Source organism: Mitsuokella apri, assembly GCF_051886055.1.
Classification (GTDB): domain Bacteria; phylum Bacillota; class Negativicutes; order Selenomonadales; family Selenomonadaceae; genus Mitsuokella.
On sequence record NZ_JBJEXT010000036.1, the window covers coordinates 125,054 to 140,879 of the forward strand.

A 15,826-nucleotide genomic window follows, 5' to 3' on the forward strand; every position below is an offset into this window, starting at 1 on the left:
AAATAGTACGAAAAAAGCCAAAAGCGGCCGAGCAAGCGTTAAAGCAGTTGGAAGAAGGGAAATAAAATGAAGGACGTATATATTGAAGAAATCCATAAGATAGCAAAATTTTTACTAGACCTCCCTGTTCGTCCGGATAAACGGATACCGTTTATTGCGTCACATCCCTTTACGAACAGCGTCTATATCGGAAGTACGGATGGTAAGCTTCTTGATTTAACAAAGAAAGAGGATGCGGCCATCTGGCGTGAGAAAATGGAACGTGCGTTAAGAAAGCGCGGTACAAAATCTCTGCTTTTTCTTATCAATCCCCCTTACCGGCTGTTTTTCCTGAAGTTTATCGAGCCGTATTGCGACCCAAAGGAGTTTGGCGAACTATTCCGCGAGGCCTGGCCGACGGTGGAATGCATCACAAAGGACCCGAATGTATCGCGTGAGGATATTATCGAGATGATAAGACCGATTCCAAAATCCTTTTTGATGACACCAGAGCTCATGAAGGCGTATGGTAGATTCCCCGATACGTTTACGGCGTATCGCGGCGTGACGAGCTACAATGAAAAGAGTAAAGATGCCCTCTCCTGGACGACCGATATCGTGCAGGCAAAATGGTTTGCGACGCGCTTCCATGAGCATGGTACGGTCTGGAAAGTAACGGCAAAGAAAGAATGGATTTTGATGTTGATGAGCTCGGATGAGAATGAAGTCCTTTTGGATATTCCGGAAGGTACAGAAATGGACGAGATTGACCCAGATTCTTTTGATTAAAGAAATGTATTATGATGAGCAGAGTACGTGCAAATCTTTGATTGGCGGTACTGTTGAATACACTATAATTTATATTGGAAATGAGGCGGCATGTGTATGAGTAAGATATTTGAAGATATAAAACAGGAAGCGAAAGTTCAGGCAAAACTGGAAGATGCTGTTGAAATGCTCAAGGAAAAGTTTAGTATCGAGCAAATCGTAAGGATTACGAAACTATCAAAATCGGAGATTATAGAGATTGGTCGTCGGAATGGATTGCTTTGATAATAAAGAAAAGAGGATTGGTTGTCTTTTGTGAACCCGCAGAAATGCGGGATTTTTTTTCGGCTTCGCCGACTAAGAAGGAATAGATTTTTGCTGGGCATTTGGCCTGCCGGAAGGAATAAAGGCCAGATTCCGGAAGTTTTTAAAGCTCTCCTATTCTGCCTTGTTTTGATATTTTTAGATTTATTAATTTATAAATCTTGTATTTATTGACAAAATATGCTATAATATAAATATAGAAGGAAAGAGATAAGAGCTACGAAGATTGAAAGGAGCAATTAAGATGATTACCATTAATGGAGAAGAATACAGAGAAGAATCTGAACTGAATCTGGAAGATTACCTTAATTCCGCAAGGGAGAAAGTCGGCAAGACTTATCCCCTAGAATATCTGAGCAGAAGCAAGCAAGGCCAGAAAGCCGGAGAATTTGAAATTCTAGCCTTCGAAGAAAAAAACGCCCATTGGTTTTACAATGATGTCTTTGACCATTGGGATGGCGAAAAAAATTATTATATCGAAGTGGTTCATGGCGCAAAATTAGGATTCTATACGATAAAATTTCATAATACAAAATTTTACAAGGAAAAGACGATGCGCTTTCCAGTATGGGGGTTTGTGGAAAGCAGAGGGAAAGGTGATTTTCTTCGCATTTGGGCAAACATTGACGGAACTGACAAACGTTTAAGAGCATATGATTTTCCCAGTCTTGACCTTGAAAAGGAGGAATAAAAAATGAAAACGTATGAATTGATTGAAATGGAAAGCCACTACGCAGACGGAAACTACTACGCAACACGCATCCCCACCGGACATGTTGCATCCCTTTCGGATAATCCCCCTTCCCTTACGTTTGAGGTGTATGAAAAATTTGGTAAGTGGATGGAACTTCCAGCATCGGCTTTCTACGTTGTCGATGCTCGCCCATCCGGTGACTACATCGCGGTCTGGGATAAACATTGGGATAAACACCCAATGTTCTATCTTGAACCATGTAAGGATAAATAAGTGAAGAGAAAGAGAACCAAGCCTAATGGCAAGGTTCTCTTTTTTTTGCGAGGACTTTTTCGATTGTATGATTGGTATCAGGATTGGTGTCAGAATGGTCTCATGGATACCATTCTAGAAGAAGGCCTTGCTTTTTAGGTGCAAGGCCTTCTTCATTTTCCTACTATATATATTATGAATCGCCCTGCTCTTTCTTCTGCATTCGTCTCTGGGCATCCGTGACAGTTATCCAGTGCGACGCTTCCTGTTCGCGCTGGCTCTTGGCAAGGCCCCTATATCTTGGCGAGTGTGCCAGTACGATGGCCTTCTGGTGCGTATCGAAGTTGCACGGCGGTGCTCCTAAGAGGTCCTTGACGCGCAAGTCGGCAGTCAAGAGGTCAAGGCCTGGTTCATCGAGGACGGCTTTTCGAAGGGCCGAGTAATAAAATTCTTCTGGTTTATGGGCTGGTGTGCGGATGAGTTTTTCAAACGGCGTGGCCGTATAAACGGCTGGGCTCTGTAAAAGTGGATTCTTTTTTACGGTCTCCATGGTTTCACAGATGAGCTGATTCGAGACTTTTTCCATATGCATGAGCATGGTAAAGAGTTTATCCCAATCTTCCTGCATGAGTTGTGTCTTTTTTAGATAGAGTGCGGCATCGCGCTGAATCTGACGAACTTCCGGATGTTCCTGAAGGTTCATCTCACGCGTTGCCTTCTCGGCTCCTTCGCACCAGTCGATGAGAAGCTTGCAACAGCTATTGACCTTGTTGATGTCAAGCAGTTCGAAGGTCTTCTTGATGGAATCCATGATGGTCTTCCAATAAGAAACGGCATCGACCTGTTTCTGTTTGGAACGGATGACTTGAATTTTCTGCATGAACTGATGCAGAATTTCTTCGTTGGTGTCTTTGGTTGTTGGTGTTTCGGTGGTAGCTTCCATGATAGGTGCCTTGCTTTCTGCTTTTGGCATCGTGAGGTCTTTTTGTGCTTCCTGGATAAAGGCCTTCATGTTGTTATGGAGTTCTTCAAAGAATAACAATTTACTTTTGTCATCTTCTGGAACGTCCTGGTAATCGGCATCGAACTGAGGCGAATAAGAAAGTACGTTTTCGAGGTACGTATCTTTAAAACGATTCTTCGTCAAAAGCTTGACGACGTAGGCATCTGCTTCTTTGAGCCGGAGTTCCGGCTTCTTTTCCAGAACGGTTTTGAGACTGGAAAAATAGAGGTCCTTATCACTACCGCCTTTTCCTATCCCATACTGATGTAATGGTCTTGCTTGTGTAACTTCTGGCATGGATAAAAGTGGATTGAGATTCTTGCTGACACGCAGGCTGGCCATACCCCAGCGGACACGTCGGTCTTTTGCTAATCCTTTTGGTACGTTTGGCGAATTGGTCATGATGTGTATGATGGTATCATACGGATATTGGTCTTTATAAAGATTTTGGGCAACCTTTCCTTCCAGTGTAGCCAGGTCGTTGGGATTGCTATGATGAAGATGCGGATGGGTTTCTTCGGCATCTTTTAAATAAGCAAGATAGATGTTACGGTAATCTGGTGACAGCTGAAAAGCAAGGTCGTCACGCGAAGGAGCATTTTTTAATGCTTCATCGAAATTGCGGATGATAGGTTCTGGAGTAAAATCCTTTGGCGCGAATGTGTAGGTTTGTTCGTATACTTCATCTAAAAGCATAAGGAGCCTCCTTTCTGTTTTGAAAAAAGACCGCCGCTTTCGCGACGGCCTTTCGGGAAAAAGTTTTTTTAGAATGCCTGCGGAGCCTGCCAAGCATCTTCCGGTTTGATTTCGTTATCCTCTGCCTGGGTTTCTTCGTTGGTTGATTCCGGATTTTCTTCCGGCTGTTCCGGAGCCGATTCCTCTTTTTCGCCTTCCGGTTTTTCTTCCGGGGCTTCTTCCGCTGGTTTCTCTTCCGGCGTTTCTTCCGCTTCACTTGCCGGATACTGTTCCTTGAGGTAAGCAACAACATCTTTCGGAGAAATCTTATCGAGGCTGATTTCATTTTCGATGACTTCCGTCAGGAAGGTATCGACCCATTTGGAATACTGCTTCTTGGAAAGTTCTTTGATTTCTTTCTGAAGCTTATCTGCTTTTTCATTCTGTTTGGCAAGGCTGTCCTGCAAGTTTTTCAGCATACGAGCTTTGCGGTTAATCTGTGCGACGTAATTTTTTTTCGATGGCATAATAAAAACATCCTTTCATAAAATTAATGAGTGCGAGCCTGCATCGCTTCTGCCGTTTTCTGGTAGAAGGCTTCTTCACCGGTATCTTTTCCGGCATCGAGAAGTTCCTTCCGCTTTGCGGCGCATTCCTGAATAAAATGAATAACTTTATCCAGGCCTTCGTTTGTTAACCGATAATTTTCATGGATACTGGCATATTCCTGATTGAACTTTTCGGAAGCTTCTTCAATCGTAGAGGACGGTGTATAGGACTGAATGCGTTTTTGAAGTTCTTCCATCGACTTGATTTCAAGAATCTCAGCATAGTCAATCGCACCAGGCTGAACGATATCTTTTTCGTCAGGGCGATGGTAAAGTTTATCGCCTAACGAAAATTCATATCCACCAACATCGGATTCCTGCCAGACATCGTAAGGAAAACCATAAGCAGATAAATCCTGAAACCGTTTTTTAGCATCTTCTTCAGTACCAATATCAAAACTATACTGTTTCGTTTCTTTCCAAGAAAAAGATTGATAGGCAGACGAAAGTACATTCATAAATAGTCGATTCTCTGTTTCTCTGGCATCCTGAGCAACAGAAAGTGGAATGGTTAGGGTACATACTTTTGACATAACGTATCCCCCTCTCAATTAACAAGTTAAATAGATGTGCTCTGCATAAGCTTTCGGATTCTGTTCTCGCAGTACATTGTTCGTGATAGCGTAAGCTTCAATACAGTGCATAATAAGCGTAGGCGAATCCTTCCGCTTAATGGCACTCTTAACGGTACCGCGTAAATAAATTTCTTTCGTCCGGTCTGCTTTATTTTTGACCTTCATGAAGTAGTCGTTTAGAAAAGTCCGCTCCGGTCCAGGAAGGCTGTTGAAATTTGGAATCGTATTGAGCTTTCCTTTTTTCTTCTCTTTTAAAAAGCGTCGTATCTCCATAGTAAGACGAGAAGGCGGCTTCACTTTCTTGGTCGGTTGTAAAGTGGACTTCTTGATGTCGTCTGGTTCTGGTACGCTCGGCGGTTCTAGTGGCGGTTCTTCTTCTCGTGGTAGTTCTTCCCCCGCTTGTTCGTTTTCTTCCTTATAATACTGTTCCCGAAATTCCGTCAGGTCGTATTCAGCTGTCGCCTCTTCGATGTTTGAAGAGGGCTCATACTGTTTTAGGAAGGATTGAAGTTCTTCTATCGACTTCATGACGGTAAGCTTCTCAAAGGCAATCGCACTGGGCCGGATGATATCTTTTTCGCTTGGCCTGTGAAAAAGCGTGTCGCCGTAAACGGCATCATCATCCCAAATGCCATCCGGTTCCTGCCAAAGGTTATATGGAAAGTCATACGTGGAAAGTTCCTCAAACTGTTCTTTGGCATCCGTTCCGTCTTCGAGTTCGAAAACGTAATGCGCTATGTTATGCCAGGAAAAAGAAAAGATGGCCTCAGACAACATCGTATGAAGTTTTGGAAACTTCGTGTTGTCCTCTGCACTATGCGCAACGGAAAGAGGCAGTTCGATATTACATAACTTCGTCATGCTGTCACCACCTTACCGGTTGCGTTCTTGTATCCTGCGTTGAATTTTGCCGATGCGGTTTTAATCGTGGAAGATGGAAGGTAGGATTTTAGGTATCCTTGAAGTTCTTTTTTCGCTTCGAGCTCGAAAACCTCTTCGTAAGGAATCGCATTCGGTCGAATCAGGTCTTCTTTACCGGGGCGATGAAAGAGGGTATCGCCTAACGAAAAATCGTAACCGCCGACATCTTCTTCCTGCCAGATATCGTAGGGAAAGTCGTATTTGGCATCTTCTTCGTTTGGAATGAGGAAGTCGTATCGTACAGTTTCCTTCCCAACACGAACTTGATAAGCCCCCCCGCAGGATGTTCCGATAAAGACGATTTTCTTCTTCCTCGGCCTCTTTTGCGACCGAAGAAGGAAGGATGATGGCACATCCTTTTGACATAAGAAACACCTTCTTTGCATCAGGTTTTGAACTGGATAGGAGGCACCATCTGCTTCGTCTTTTTCGTGAGGTAGTCCCGATTCTGTACGAGAAGCAGGTAAAGGTCGTACTCACTGTAGGAATCCAAAAGGCCTGCCTGTTCCACAATGAGACCCACACGGATGAGCTTATTGATGCGAGCACGTCCTTTTGCTTTTTCCAAATTTCGCTGGGTGATGTATAACTGGTCTTCGGTTGCTTTGATTTCTTGCTTGAGTTCCCGAATCTTTTCCCGCGTATTTTGTTTGTAAGACATCTTGGTGCAATCCCCTCCTTCCGTCGGTATTTTTCCCTTTGCACCGCCAGTATAACATACTTTTTTGAGGCTGTGTGAAGAGTGGGAAGTAACTTTCCCACTTCTTTCCCACTTCTTTCCCACTTTTTTAGGAGCCGCTATGCTAAAATAGAACCACAGGGATATGGAGAAGCGCATTTATGCATTTCGCAAAGCGAAAAGCTGAGACAAACGAGATACGTCAAGGCTTTTCAGCCTATCCATTTTTGCGAGAGCAAAAATCCCTTTGCCGGTCGCCTCCGCTCCCTGAACCTGCCGTTGGCTAAGAACTACTCTGGAAAGGTCGATTTTGATGTGTTTTCTTCGCTTTGCAAAGTCCGGACTTTTGGAAGGATGTGAGGATACCATCTACTTAGCGATGCCGCAAGTATCCAAAATGGTACATCACGTTGGTCTGGGAATTTTGATTTATGTCGCAGGTGACGATAACCCTTACACTTTTCCGTGTTCCTCGCCGGTTGCCGAAAATGTCCTGATGGCGATTTTTTCCTGGTACCAAAAAGAGCTTGTTTCAAAAAACAAGGCTTCCCTTTGCCTCAATTTGGACCAGTTGATTGCCGAAATGGAACGCGCGTATAAAGTGCGGCAGGAAAAAGAAAAACCTAGTAAGCCTTCTCAAAAAGTGCAAAAGGACGAAGAAGATGGCCCTGTACTATTTCACGATTAAGAATGATAAAAAGCCTGGCAAGTTCGGTACGCCGATAAAAGCAACGGAACATGCATCGTACATTGAACGCCAGGGCAAGTATGAAAACATTGATGAAAAAGACCCCAAGAATCAGGAAAACGTCATAACGACGGAAGGGATAAAAGATGCCGTTGAGGGAAATACGCTCTTACTCTATGACAGCCCGTTTGGTTCGATTACGAATACGAAAAAGGGTCTTGTGATAACCGACGACCCATCTCCTGATACGATTGCGATTGCCATGATGGTCGCGCAGAGAAAAATGCCTGGCCCTTTGGTGATTCGTGGAAGTGAACTTTTTCAGGCCAAGTGCGTGCACGCGGCCCTTGTAGCAAACCTGCCGGTTTCGTTTGCAGACGAAAACCTGCAGGCTATTTTTGAAAAGAAGAAAGAAGAGAGGAAACATGAACGAGAAGAATACCGAAGACAAGGTGGAAAAATTATCCGAGCCGGAATCCTTTCAGAGTCCGACGCTCCAGTTTTGCGCACTCCACCTGCCAGCGTTACTCCCCCCAAAACCATTTCCAGCTTGCGTAAATTGTCCGAACTGCATGTGGTACCTTCTGAACAACAACCTAAACGCGTTCTGCAACGTGACGAAAAGCGTCGCGTGGGATTCGATGAATCCACAAGACCTGCCCCTGTGCGATGGAGTTTATCTTGGGCAAGAAGAGAAAGAGCAAGAATAGCGGCAAGGCGTATTCTAAAAAATATCGACGCAAACAAGGAAGAACTTTTAGCCCTTCGCCATGTTGAATATATCAACCGCGAGAAGGCGTTCAAGAAAAAAGGTGGATGCGTTTATACCCAGCACCGCTTACCGAAGTGGGCAAAAGATTCGCCGAATGTATTTTTCCGAGCGGCCGATAGGTACTCGCCCAAAAAATCGGACCGGTATAAGGAAGTCGTTTTTGCGCTTCAAAACGAATTGACGCTCGAACAGAATTTGGAAATCGTGAACCGGTTTATCGATGAAGTGTTACCGAACCACTATTACACGTTGGCTGTTCATGATAAAGTCGGCTCGATGGGCAACGGCGAAACACACAACCTGCATGTGCACCTGATGTTCTCCCCTCGTATCATTGATGACGTGGAAAAGAAAAAGGAACGCAAGCGGTCGGACTACTTTTCGTACCCGCTCCGGAAAAACGCCAAGGACCAGTCGGAAGAAGCCAAGCGCACGCATGGAGCTCCAACAGACCGCAAGTGGTCGGATAAAAAAGAAACACCTGGTATCCGCGCGACGTTTGCGGATATCACGAATGATGTTCTTCGCAAGTACGGATTCCGCACGCAGGTGGACCATCGCAGTTTAAAAGCCCAGGAACAGGAAGCATTACAGAATGGCGATACCCTGCTTGCTAAAATTCTGCACCGGATTCCGGAACAGCATATTGGGAATTTTGGTGTGATGCGGGAAGATAACCCGCTGGTTGAGACGATTAAGAAATACCGGATTGAGCAAAAGGAATATCTCGACTTGCTCTTTCAGGCCGATGTCATGGAACATGACCTTGCCAAAAAAGAGCATGATAAAAAAGAAGAAAAGCTCCAAGACGATGCCAAGCGTGTAATTGACTCGCAGGAATTTCAGGAAAGTGATTTGGATGCCTCAACGCGTATCGGCAAACTGCGAACGCGGTTCTTAAATACCATTCACGATTATGAGCACAAAAAAGAAATGCTCGTGTCGCCGGAGGATGCCCTGGAAGAAGCTCGTCTTGAATACATGACCTCAGAAGAACGAAATGTTTACCTTCGGTACAAACATCTTTTAGAAGAACAGGAACACTGGAAGACGTTTGAGGAAAATCTGCAAAAACCGGATACCAAAGATGCGGATGCGTTGCAAGCGTTTCAAGAATTAGGACCAGCTCTTAAAGAGAAGCAAAAGGCGATTGCTGACGAATTAACATCTTTAAAAGAATCTGTTGATACAATCAACATTCGGCTAAAGAATCCGGATATTGAAAAACAAATCCAGCTTCTTACCCATAAAGCACTCGAAGAGAACCGGAAGATGGAACCCATTCTTCAAAAAGCGGAAAAGGCACTCGAATACGCAACGCGCGATTTAAACGATGCCCTGCAGGAACGAACCGTCGAAGAAAACATGAAGGACTCGTATACGCTCTCGGAGCTTTATGGTATTATCAAGAAACGCTTACAAGGCCGGAAACGGAATATGTATCGGCTCAAAAGGAAAGCGGATGCCCTGCATAAGAAAATCATCTCGCCGTTCCGTGCTCTGGATATCGCAAAGGATGTTTACAGCAAGGGCGAACTCAAAAAGCTTCGTGCTTTCATGCGCAAACTCGAAAAGAACGAGAAAGCGTATGAGAAGGAAAACGGGATTTGGCACATGCAACAAAATGCCATCCTGATGGGGAAAAAAATAGAAGGTGTTACGCTGGATTCCCTGATGCAAAGACGAACTGAGCTGGATGAATGGAATCGGGAGCTTATCAAGAAGCGTCAGCTGTTGGAAAATTCCTTTGCCCATTGGGATGAGCTCTTCCGTAGACCGGAAATCAATAAAAAGCTTCAGGAAATTAGTGCCGGTATACTGCGGAAGAATGAGCCAGTTCGAAAAGCGTATTTGGATACGATGAAGGATTACACGGCAGAAAAGGCCCATGTTGACTTCACGCAGAAGCTACTCAATAACATTTTGCGTGTAGCAAAACAGGAAGGCGATAAGCCAAGGATGTACCGCACGGTGACGAAAGAAGAAGCCAAGGCCATCCTGATTGGCGAGACGGTTCCCCCATCGCTTACGCAACCAAAGTCGAAACTTGATAAAGCGGTAACGGCGATTGCGGAAAAGATTGCAAATAGCGGTAGCGGTGGCCAATCGCCGATTGACAGGCCTTCGATGATTGCCGAAGCTCTGATGGGCAACAATGCGTATGCCCAGCTGGTCGCGGTCAGCAAAGATGACGATATGGGCCTCAAGAACTGGTCCCTTATGAGTGAAGCACAGAAGGAAGAAGAATTTAACAAGAACTTTTATGCCAATCTTTGAGAGAACCGTTTTCGGTTCTCTTTTTTTTGCGCAACACGAAAGATAAAAACTCCATTGAAAAAGCCCCTGCCATTTTTTAGGCAGAGGCTTTTTTAAAGCTTCTCGACGCGTAGGTCCGGTGTGATGTAATAGCGGACGGTCGCGGCATTCATGAGAATTTTTTCGTATTTCTTGTCGGTGTAGGTGATGACCTTCATGCCAGGGAGCGATTCAACCGTTAGCTGGTAGTCGGGCGTATCCTTATCCGTGACCTCACGGTATACGGTAAAGGACTGCATGACCGCTTCCCCATCCTCTGCGACTTCATGCGAGAGGAAGAAGAAGAGGCCACCGCCAACGATGAGGGAAACGAGGAAGAGCACACGTACCGCTAATCTGGTTTTTCGGTCTTCCCAGCTTCCGGCGACGACATCAAGAAGTAAAAACAGGCCGATGATAATGAAGATAACCATAAGAGCTTCCTTTCCTGAAAGAGCAGGGAATCTATTTCCCTATCTTATTCGATATCTCCATCCTCGTCGTCATCATCAAGCGGATGGAAGGAAAGCAGTAAAGCAAGGTGCGGGTCGGTTTCCTTGTCAAGATTGCGCTGGTTGCGAATAAGGACCGTCTGCCCTTTTTCCAGGTTCGCCATCCCTTGATAGATGTGCCCATTCTGGATGGCCGTACAGCTGATATGCGCCTCGTTGAGGCGAAGCGGGTCTAACTGGAAGTATCCGCGTAGCGTACCTGCTTTGCTCGTGAAGAACTCTTGACTGCGGGCAGATATTCTGGTAGAGCTTGCACGGTTTAGATGCAGGCGTTTCCTATCCTTTGCGGATAAAACGACCGTATCTTTTGTAGCAAAAACTTCCTGAATGGTCTTTTGAGGCAAGGTTACAAGGCGGGCTTCTACGACATAATCGGTATCTTTTAAGATGTCTTCGGGGCCATAAGCGGCCGAGGCCATGACGATATCGGCTTCGGATACGGGCATCGCCATCGCGTGTCCATAAAGAGAAACGAGCGAGAGCATCGCGCAGGCTACGCCAAGCAGATGATGTGTTTTCATGTGAGCATCTCCTTTAACCCATGCAAATCCAGTACGTAAGAAGCATCATCGCGAGGACGCAGATACAAACGAATCCAAACAAACGAAGAGAAGCAGGAACATGTTTTTTGAATGCGGCATTCCATTTTTCAAGCATGGAAAAGACTCCTTTCAGATGGAAAAATTTCAAAGAGCGTGCGGCCTGGCCAGAAAAAAATACGGGATGCGATAGGTTTCGTATCCGCATCCCGTACAAAATGAATTGCATCGGCTTTGTGAATCGAAAACATTTCCATGTGCCGGATGGCTTCTTCCTGCAGACGGGGCTCTTCGTGAAACGCCCAGCCAAGGACGAGAAATGCGCTGATGAACAGGAAGAGCAACGAGGTTTTTGCAATCATTTTCATCAGCACATCCTGTAAGAGGTACCCGAACAAGAGAAGCAGGAAGGGAAAGCCAATCAGCAGGATGGCAAGGGTCCAAATGACGGCCATTAGTCGGTCGTTCCTTCCCCGTCATATCCGTTTTCATAGAGAACGTCTAGAAAGGCCTCATAGGCATCGCGCATGGAAAGGAAATCATTGGCTTCTTCAAAAGCATCTTCAATTTCTTCCCATTCATCGCTTGGAACGTCTGGATACTCCTTTTCAAGCTGTTTGGCAAAGGACGGGCTATCCGAGATGGCCGTATAGTGACCTGGGACCTTACCAGGCCTCCATGCCATGTGATAGGTTTTCCCAAGAATCTGGATGGTTTTCGTATAGTATTCGCTATCGGTATCAAACTGCTGTGTAATCGTAAACACGGTTTATCATCCTTTCATTTCTGTAAGCAACGTTCCAAATCATGACTTGCTAAGATATAGAAAAAGAGATTCTTGGCATTGGATAAGCTCATGCCGTCCTGTGCTTCCTGAAAAGCATCGTCAAGTTTCTGTAATTCGTCCTCTGGAATGCTTGGAAAATCTTCTGCGAGCTGGTCGGTAAAAGACGGACCAACCTGAATCGCGGTTCCTGGATGGTGAGAACTTTCGGCCATCGTCATGCTATAGGTGTACCCCCAGAGAGAAACGGTTTTGGTAAATTCCTGGGTCTTGGGGTCGTAGGCATTGGTAATGCGAAACGTCAGATAATCCTTTGCGGTCTGCTCATGGTTGATACGCATCAGAAGCATCTCCTTTCTGTTATGTAGTGCCTTTTGTCAAGCACCAATTTCTAAAATCGCTCCTGCATCGCTTTCGGCGAAAAAGATAAGATAGGCAGAGATTCGATTTCGGCCACCATGCTCTTGGCCTTCTTGCGGGCTTCCTGAGAAGTCAGGATGCGCAAGACGGAATCTCGCTCAATATAAGAAATCAGGTCTTGCTCATTTAAAACAATTCGTTTATCTAAAAACACGTCGGGGTCCTTTTGTAGCCGTATGAGTAAGGCCGAGGTCATGGAAAAAGTCGGAAGCATATCCAAAACGCGGATGAGATGCGTTTTTATCGCTTTGTCTTTTGGCTTCGTGTCCAGTTCATACGTATGGACGATGTGTAAGACCTGTTTCTTCGAAATAAAGACGGTGTACGGCGGTTCCATCAAGCAGACTCCCCTTCCCTCGCCATGGTTTGAAGCAAGGAAAGGATGGCTTGAAAGTCCTTGTCCGTTTTGAGTTCTTCAAGCTTTTCGGTAAATGCTTGGATTTCCTGCTTGGTCGCTTTTGGGAGGGCCCGTTGCATTTCCGGCCGGATGTCCGGATGGTCAGCGTTTTGCGAAATGACCTGATACCCAATCATGACGTTTGTTTCATGCCCACCGGGATAAAAATGTTTGCTGATTTCCACCGCATGAACTCTGCTGAGGTCCTCTAAATAAGGATTTGGCTTAAACTGCTGTGTTTTTTCATCATATAAGAAGATGAAATCATCGACAAAGTAGATGGGCTTCGTGAAGCGCGTGGCCATTTCGTAGAGATATACGCAGTCACGCTGTCTCTGCCAGCCGTGATTGAAGATGACGGCATCGGCATGGGCCATATCCTGAAGGCAACGACCTAAGAGAAAAAGGCGGCTCTGGGTCATCGCATAGAGGGAAAGAAACGAGTGGGAAAACGTAACCGGTGCCGAAAGATTGTGCCTGCAATTTAGTTCGACTAAAATGCGTTCGCTTTCCAGTTCCGGTTCGTCATGGTTCCAAAGGGATTGGGCAATATAGAGTTCCAAGCAGATAACCTCTTTTCAAAAATCAATCAAGAGTCTGCGAAAGATGAACCGATGGCCGTCCTGCACAAAACCGCAGTTCCGCTGTGCCATCTCCAGGGCATCCATCGCGTTCTCGTAACTTTCAATTTCATAAAGAGCCTTGGCTTTTTTGACCTCAGACATATCTTCGGTCGGATAGTCCGGGCAGGTATGTGGTACCTCAATGCCAAGGAATTGACCGTAGAAGTCCAAAAAGATGTCCTGTGCGGTCTCAAAATCAGGGAAAACGAGAATGTCAGCGGTAGCATTTTTCTCGGTCGAAAAATGTTCTACCAGATAAATGGGGCGAGTGTTCACGTAGCTCATTCCTTTCCTTATGCCTGCGTGGCAATGAAGACCAGCATCGTTAAATAGGTCCGAATGGTTTCATCAAAGTCATCGGCATCACAGCGCATCTGAATGCGGCGCGACTTTTTATCGACTTCTGCACAAAACATAAAGTTCAATTTGTTTCGGTAATACAGGGCCTTTTCGTCGGTGTAATCCGAAAGATAATAGCCATCATCATGGAAAAGATACGAACCATCCTCTTCTTCTTCCAGATAGAAGTGGATACCGTCGAAATGACGGTCAAGAAATGGTGTGCTGATGATGGCACTTTTAGGCGAAGAACCGGACCTGAAAAAATCTACCGTCAGCAGATGACCGGTTGCCTTCTGCAAGGCCTCTTTGATTGCGGTTTCCAGCATTTACGTTTCCTTCTTTCTAAATCGCTGTATCGTCTCATGCTCTTTTTCGACTTCTTTTTGAATCAGGCGGGTAACAAGTTCCGTCTGCGTTATCTTCTGGATAGTAGCCAGAGTTTTAAATTTCTCAGCCATGGAGACCGGAATCGAAAAAGAGAACTGTCTGGTGGGCTCTAAATATTTTTTAGGACGCCTGGAATGATAGAAATGGCTGAAACGGATGGTGCCGTTTTGTCTTTGTTCATCATCCTGGTCTTCTAGCCTGCTCATCGATAGCCCCCCTTTTTAGAAAAAGGCGTGCGGAGAAAGGGAAACAGATTCCGGATTCTTGCAGAACGATTTTCTCCGAAGCGGCGCAACGACGGGACGAAGTTTATCGCCAAACATATGGGATAACCGTTTTTCAATCGTCTCTTTTTTGAGGTGGTACGTTTTCATGTGATAGTCGTACCGCTCCGGAATGGCTTTAACAGGAGCACTCTGATTCGGTACGAGGTCAAGATGAACAGGACGGCAGGGTACATCCCCACATTTATTCATCTCGCGTTCTTCTTTGCTGGTGCCCGTTCCGGCACAAATGCAATCGGCTTCCGGACAGCGGAAGCAGTTGCGTCCAGTCTCTTTTTCAAACGGGCAACGCGGTTTCTTTGCAGGTACTTTCTTACTCATAAAAATCCTTCTCCCTTTTTTTTGGTTACATACGGTGGATTTCAATTTAAAATGGAAGATGGTCGTGGAAGAACGTGAAGAACTCTGGTGTGTACCGGTGATGTTCTTCCATTGCATAAACGCGTTTGGCAAAGGTCATGGGTTCTTCTTTGCGTCCCCCCATAAGCCAGGAGGCCTGGTAAACGTGTTTGGAAAGTACCAGAAGAACCGCACCCTGGGTGGCCGTGGTATCTTCGAGAATTTCCTGATGGGGCTTTTCGTGATAATACGCTTCGTAGATTTTATCCGTGAAATTGATGGCCTGCCATTCTTCGGCTTCGGCTTTTGTGCGGACGCGGCGGTAGTTTAAATACCCTTCCTTGCCCGTTCCTAAATAGATATACGGTAAGCGCTTAATAATCCAGTGTATTTAAATCCTTTCACCCATATGAGATAATACTCTCACACGGAAAACTCAAAATTTCCAGTACAAAAAACTCAAAATTTCCCGAATGGGGAATTCAGTTTTTCCAATATGGGAGGGATTTGCATTGTCAACAGTCCAGCAGGTCAAGCATCAGCATTTAATCCAGAAATGGAAGAAAATCATTCTGGCACAACATGCCAGCGGCTTATCTGCCATGGCCTTCTGTCGCCGCGAAGACATGAATATAGATCAGTTCTACTACTGGCAGAGGCAGATCCGGCGTGAGCTAATTACACAGAAAGAGCAACAGGAAACCGCCACTTTGCCAGCTCCTGCAGAGCCGGTTGTACCAGTTCCGCAGGACACAGTTCAGTTTGTTCCTTTGAAACCGGCAAAGCCGGCAAAAAAGCACTCTGCTCATCATCTGGAAATTCAATGCGGTCCAGCAAAGATCGTGGTTTCAGAGGATACGCCGCCAGATTTGCTGCGGCAGACGCTTTGCGTTCTGAGGGATGTGTTTCCACCATGTTAATCCGGAATATCACAGCAGACCACATCTATTTGGCCTGTGGCCATAC

At 45.5% G+C, this 15,826-nt stretch carries 25 protein-coding genes; 8 read left to right on the forward strand and 17 right to left on the reverse strand.

Annotated elements, in window-relative coordinates; all coding sequences use genetic code 11:
- Positions 1 to 66: 66 nt before the first annotated feature.
- From ACI4OH_RS05160 to ACI4OH_RS05175, 4 genes are all read left to right on the forward strand, one after another.
- Entirely contained in the window at positions 67 to 768 is a 702-nt protein-coding gene (locus ACI4OH_RS05160; RefSeq protein ID WP_439784303.1) for a hypothetical protein, read from the forward strand.
- 96 nt (positions 769 to 864) lie between these two features.
- Positions 865 to 1,032: a hypothetical protein gene (locus tag ACI4OH_RS05165; protein ID WP_439784304.1), complete on the forward strand. Its 168-nt coding sequence runs from the start codon at positions 865 to 867 to the stop codon at positions 1,030 to 1,032.
- A 283-nt stretch (positions 1,033 to 1,315) separates the two neighbouring features.
- Entirely contained in the window at positions 1,316 to 1,762 is a 447-nt protein-coding gene (locus tag ACI4OH_RS05170) for a hypothetical protein (RefSeq protein ID WP_439784305.1), read from the forward strand.
- Between the two features lie 3 nt (positions 1,763 to 1,765).
- Positions 1,766 to 2,038 (forward strand): hypothetical protein, encoded by a 273-nt coding sequence (locus tag ACI4OH_RS05175; RefSeq protein WP_439784306.1) that lies wholly within the window; start codon positions 1,766 to 1,768, stop codon positions 2,036 to 2,038.
- A gap of 172 nt (positions 2,039 to 2,210) precedes the next feature.
- Here the strand turns inward: ACI4OH_RS05175 and ACI4OH_RS05180 are convergent, their stop codons facing one another.
- The 6 genes from ACI4OH_RS05180 to ACI4OH_RS05205 all read right to left on the reverse strand — a co-directional run bounded on the left by ACI4OH_RS05180 (position 2,211) and on the right by ACI4OH_RS05205 (position 6,460).
- Positions 2,211 to 3,716, reverse strand: coding sequence for a hypothetical protein (locus tag ACI4OH_RS05180; RefSeq protein WP_439784307.1), 1,506 nt, complete (start codon positions 3,714 to 3,716; stop codon positions 2,211 to 2,213).
- Between the two features lie 68 nt (positions 3,717 to 3,784).
- Positions 3,785 to 4,222 carry a hypothetical protein gene (locus ACI4OH_RS05185; protein ID WP_439784308.1) on the reverse strand — a complete coding sequence of 146 codons (438 nt, stop codon included), beginning with the start codon at positions 4,220 to 4,222 and terminating at the stop codon, positions 3,785 to 3,787.
- A 23-nt stretch (positions 4,223 to 4,245) separates the two neighbouring features.
- Complete coding sequence (locus ACI4OH_RS05190) at positions 4,246 to 4,836, reverse strand: hypothetical protein (protein ID WP_439784309.1); 591 nt, start codon at positions 4,834 to 4,836, stop codon at positions 4,246 to 4,248.
- 18 nt (positions 4,837 to 4,854) lie between these two features.
- Positions 4,855 to 5,739, reverse strand: coding sequence for a hypothetical protein (locus ACI4OH_RS05195; RefSeq protein WP_439784310.1), 885 nt, complete (start codon positions 5,737 to 5,739; stop codon positions 4,855 to 4,857).
- Positions 5,736 to 6,152, reverse strand: a complete 417-nt coding sequence (locus ACI4OH_RS05200; protein ID WP_439784311.1) for a hypothetical protein — start codon at positions 6,150 to 6,152, stop codon at positions 5,736 to 5,738. Before ACI4OH_RS05200 ends, ACI4OH_RS05195 begins: the two co-directional genes overlap by 4 nt.
- A 32-nt stretch (positions 6,153 to 6,184) precedes the next feature.
- Positions 6,185 to 6,460 carry a hypothetical protein gene (locus tag ACI4OH_RS05205; protein ID WP_439784312.1) on the reverse strand — a complete coding sequence of 92 codons (276 nt, stop codon included), beginning with the start codon at positions 6,458 to 6,460 and terminating at the stop codon, positions 6,185 to 6,187.
- Between the two features lie 328 nt (positions 6,461 to 6,788).
- Between ACI4OH_RS05205 and ACI4OH_RS05210 the strand changes: the two genes are divergently transcribed.
- Together ACI4OH_RS05210 and ACI4OH_RS05215 are read left to right on the forward strand one after the other, a co-directional pair.
- Positions 6,789 to 7,166, forward strand: a complete 378-nt coding sequence (locus tag ACI4OH_RS05210) for a hypothetical protein (protein WP_439784313.1) — start codon at positions 6,789 to 6,791, stop codon at positions 7,164 to 7,166.
- The gene (locus ACI4OH_RS05215) at positions 7,141 to 10,215 is read left to right on the forward strand and encodes a MobA/MobL family protein (protein WP_439784314.1); all 3,075 of its coding nucleotides are present in this window, start codon (positions 7,141 to 7,143) and stop codon (positions 10,213 to 10,215) included. Before ACI4OH_RS05210 ends, ACI4OH_RS05215 begins: the two co-directional genes overlap by 26 nt.
- Positions 10,216 to 10,307: 92 nt before the next feature.
- Here the strand turns inward: ACI4OH_RS05215 and ACI4OH_RS05220 are convergent, their stop codons facing one another.
- The 11 genes from ACI4OH_RS05220 to ACI4OH_RS05270 form a co-directional block, all read right to left on the reverse strand.
- Positions 10,308 to 10,667 carry a hypothetical protein gene (locus ACI4OH_RS05220; RefSeq protein WP_439784315.1) on the reverse strand — a complete coding sequence of 120 codons (360 nt, stop codon included), beginning with the start codon at positions 10,665 to 10,667 and terminating at the stop codon, positions 10,308 to 10,310.
- A 44-nt stretch (positions 10,668 to 10,711) separates the two neighbouring features.
- A complete protein-coding gene (locus ACI4OH_RS05225; RefSeq protein ID WP_439784316.1) occupies positions 10,712 to 11,266 on the reverse strand; it encodes a hypothetical protein in 555 nt (184 codons plus the stop codon).
- Between the two features lie 128 nt (positions 11,267 to 11,394).
- Positions 11,395 to 11,652, reverse strand: a complete 258-nt coding sequence (locus ACI4OH_RS05230; protein WP_439784317.1) for a hypothetical protein — start codon at positions 11,650 to 11,652, stop codon at positions 11,395 to 11,397.
- An 86-nt stretch (positions 11,653 to 11,738) separates the two neighbouring features.
- Positions 11,739 to 12,050: a hypothetical protein gene (locus tag ACI4OH_RS05235; protein ID WP_439784318.1), complete on the reverse strand. Its 312-nt coding sequence runs from the start codon at positions 12,048 to 12,050 to the stop codon at positions 11,739 to 11,741.
- A 14-nt stretch (positions 12,051 to 12,064) separates the two neighbouring features.
- Positions 12,065 to 12,409 carry a hypothetical protein gene (locus ACI4OH_RS05240; protein ID WP_439784319.1) on the reverse strand — a complete coding sequence of 115 codons (345 nt, stop codon included), beginning with the start codon at positions 12,407 to 12,409 and terminating at the stop codon, positions 12,065 to 12,067.
- A 50-nt stretch (positions 12,410 to 12,459) separates the two neighbouring features.
- A complete protein-coding gene (locus ACI4OH_RS05245) occupies positions 12,460 to 12,828 on the reverse strand; it encodes a hypothetical protein (RefSeq protein WP_439784320.1) in 369 nt (122 codons plus the stop codon).
- Positions 12,825 to 13,448 carry a hypothetical protein gene (locus ACI4OH_RS05250; protein WP_439784321.1) on the reverse strand — a complete coding sequence of 208 codons (624 nt, stop codon included), beginning with the start codon at positions 13,446 to 13,448 and terminating at the stop codon, positions 12,825 to 12,827. The genes ACI4OH_RS05245 and ACI4OH_RS05250 overlap by 4 nt, the downstream gene beginning before the upstream one ends.
- 15 nt (positions 13,449 to 13,463) lie before the next feature.
- Positions 13,464 to 13,793: a hypothetical protein gene (locus ACI4OH_RS05255; protein WP_439784322.1), complete on the reverse strand. Its 330-nt coding sequence runs from the start codon at positions 13,791 to 13,793 to the stop codon at positions 13,464 to 13,466.
- An 8-nt stretch (positions 13,794 to 13,801) separates the two neighbouring features.
- Complete coding sequence (locus tag ACI4OH_RS05260) at positions 13,802 to 14,176, reverse strand: DUF1828 domain-containing protein (RefSeq protein ID WP_439784323.1); 375 nt, start codon at positions 14,174 to 14,176, stop codon at positions 13,802 to 13,804.
- Complete coding sequence (locus tag ACI4OH_RS05265) at positions 14,177 to 14,443, reverse strand: hypothetical protein (protein ID WP_439784324.1); 267 nt, start codon at positions 14,441 to 14,443, stop codon at positions 14,177 to 14,179. It abuts the gene before it with no gap.
- Between the two features lie 15 nt (positions 14,444 to 14,458).
- Complete coding sequence (locus ACI4OH_RS05270) at positions 14,459 to 14,842, reverse strand: hypothetical protein (protein ID WP_439784325.1); 384 nt, start codon at positions 14,840 to 14,842, stop codon at positions 14,459 to 14,461.
- Between the two features lie 64 nt (positions 14,843 to 14,906).
- On the opposite strand from ACI4OH_RS05270, the gene ACI4OH_RS05275 reads away from it, so the two are divergent.
- Both ACI4OH_RS05275 and tnpA read left to right on the forward strand, forming a co-directional pair.
- Positions 14,907 to 15,191, forward strand: a complete 285-nt coding sequence (locus ACI4OH_RS05275) for a hypothetical protein (RefSeq protein ID WP_439784326.1) — start codon at positions 14,907 to 14,909, stop codon at positions 15,189 to 15,191.
- Positions 15,192 to 15,372: 181 nt separating this feature from the next.
- Positions 15,373 to 15,780, forward strand: coding sequence for an IS66 family insertion sequence element accessory protein TnpA (gene tnpA / locus ACI4OH_RS05280; RefSeq protein WP_439784327.1), 408 nt, complete (start codon positions 15,373 to 15,375; stop codon positions 15,778 to 15,780).
- Positions 15,781 to 15,826: the final 46 nt, after the last annotated feature.

What these genes read in the sequence shown, in the direction of transcription:
- ACI4OH_RS05215 (WP_439784314.1), top strand. Translation starts at nt 7,141, where the DNA reads ATGGCCCTGTACTATTTCACGATTAAGAATGATAAAAAGCCTGGCAAG.
- ACI4OH_RS05160 (WP_439784303.1), top strand. Translation starts at nt 67, where the DNA reads ATGAAGGACGTATATATTGAAGAAATCCATAAGATAGCAAAATTTTTA.
- ACI4OH_RS05225 (WP_439784316.1), bottom strand. Translation starts at nt 11,266, where the DNA reads ATGAAAACACATCATCTGCTTGGCGTAGCCTGCGCGATGCTCTCGCTC.
- ACI4OH_RS05180 (WP_439784307.1), bottom strand. Translation starts at nt 3,716, where the DNA reads ATGCTTTTAGATGAAGTATACGAACAAACCTACACATTCGCGCCAAAG.
- ACI4OH_RS05170 (WP_439784305.1), top strand. Translation starts at nt 1,316, where the DNA reads ATGATTACCATTAATGGAGAAGAATACAGAGAAGAATCTGAACTGAAT.
- ACI4OH_RS05265 (WP_439784324.1), bottom strand. Translation starts at nt 14,443, where the DNA reads ATGAGCAGGCTAGAAGACCAGGATGATGAACAAAGACAAAACGGCACC.
- ACI4OH_RS05190 (WP_439784309.1), bottom strand. Translation starts at nt 4,836, where the DNA reads ATGTCAAAAGTATGTACCCTAACCATTCCACTTTCTGTTGCTCAGGAT.
- ACI4OH_RS05220 (WP_439784315.1), bottom strand. Translation starts at nt 10,667, where the DNA reads ATGGTTATCTTCATTATCATCGGCCTGTTTTTACTTCTTGATGTCGTC.
- ACI4OH_RS05165 (WP_439784304.1), top strand. Translation starts at nt 865, where the DNA reads ATGAGTAAGATATTTGAAGATATAAAACAGGAAGCGAAAGTTCAGGCA.
- ACI4OH_RS05205 (WP_439784312.1), bottom strand. Translation starts at nt 6,460, where the DNA reads ATGTCTTACAAACAAAATACGCGGGAAAAGATTCGGGAACTCAAGCAA.
- ACI4OH_RS05270 (WP_439784325.1), bottom strand. Translation starts at nt 14,842, where the DNA reads ATGAGTAAGAAAGTACCTGCAAAGAAACCGCGTTGCCCGTTTGAAAAA.
- ACI4OH_RS05240 (WP_439784319.1), bottom strand. Translation starts at nt 12,409, where the DNA reads ATGCGTATCAACCATGAGCAGACCGCAAAGGATTATCTGACGTTTCGC.
- ACI4OH_RS05195 (WP_439784310.1), bottom strand. Translation starts at nt 5,739, where the DNA reads ATGACGAAGTTATGTAATATCGAACTGCCTCTTTCCGTTGCGCATAGT.
- ACI4OH_RS05255 (WP_439784322.1), bottom strand. Translation starts at nt 13,793, where the DNA reads ATGAGCTACGTGAACACTCGCCCCATTTATCTGGTAGAACATTTTTCG.
- ACI4OH_RS05175 (WP_439784306.1), top strand. Translation starts at nt 1,766, where the DNA reads ATGAAAACGTATGAATTGATTGAAATGGAAAGCCACTACGCAGACGGA.
- ACI4OH_RS05185 (WP_439784308.1), bottom strand. Translation starts at nt 4,222, where the DNA reads ATGCCATCGAAAAAAAATTACGTCGCACAGATTAACCGCAAAGCTCGT.
- ACI4OH_RS05260 (WP_439784323.1), bottom strand. Translation starts at nt 14,176, where the DNA reads ATGCTGGAAACCGCAATCAAAGAGGCCTTGCAGAAGGCAACCGGTCAT.
- ACI4OH_RS05230 (WP_439784317.1), bottom strand. Translation starts at nt 11,652, where the DNA reads ATGAAAATGATTGCAAAAACCTCGTTGCTCTTCCTGTTCATCAGCGCA.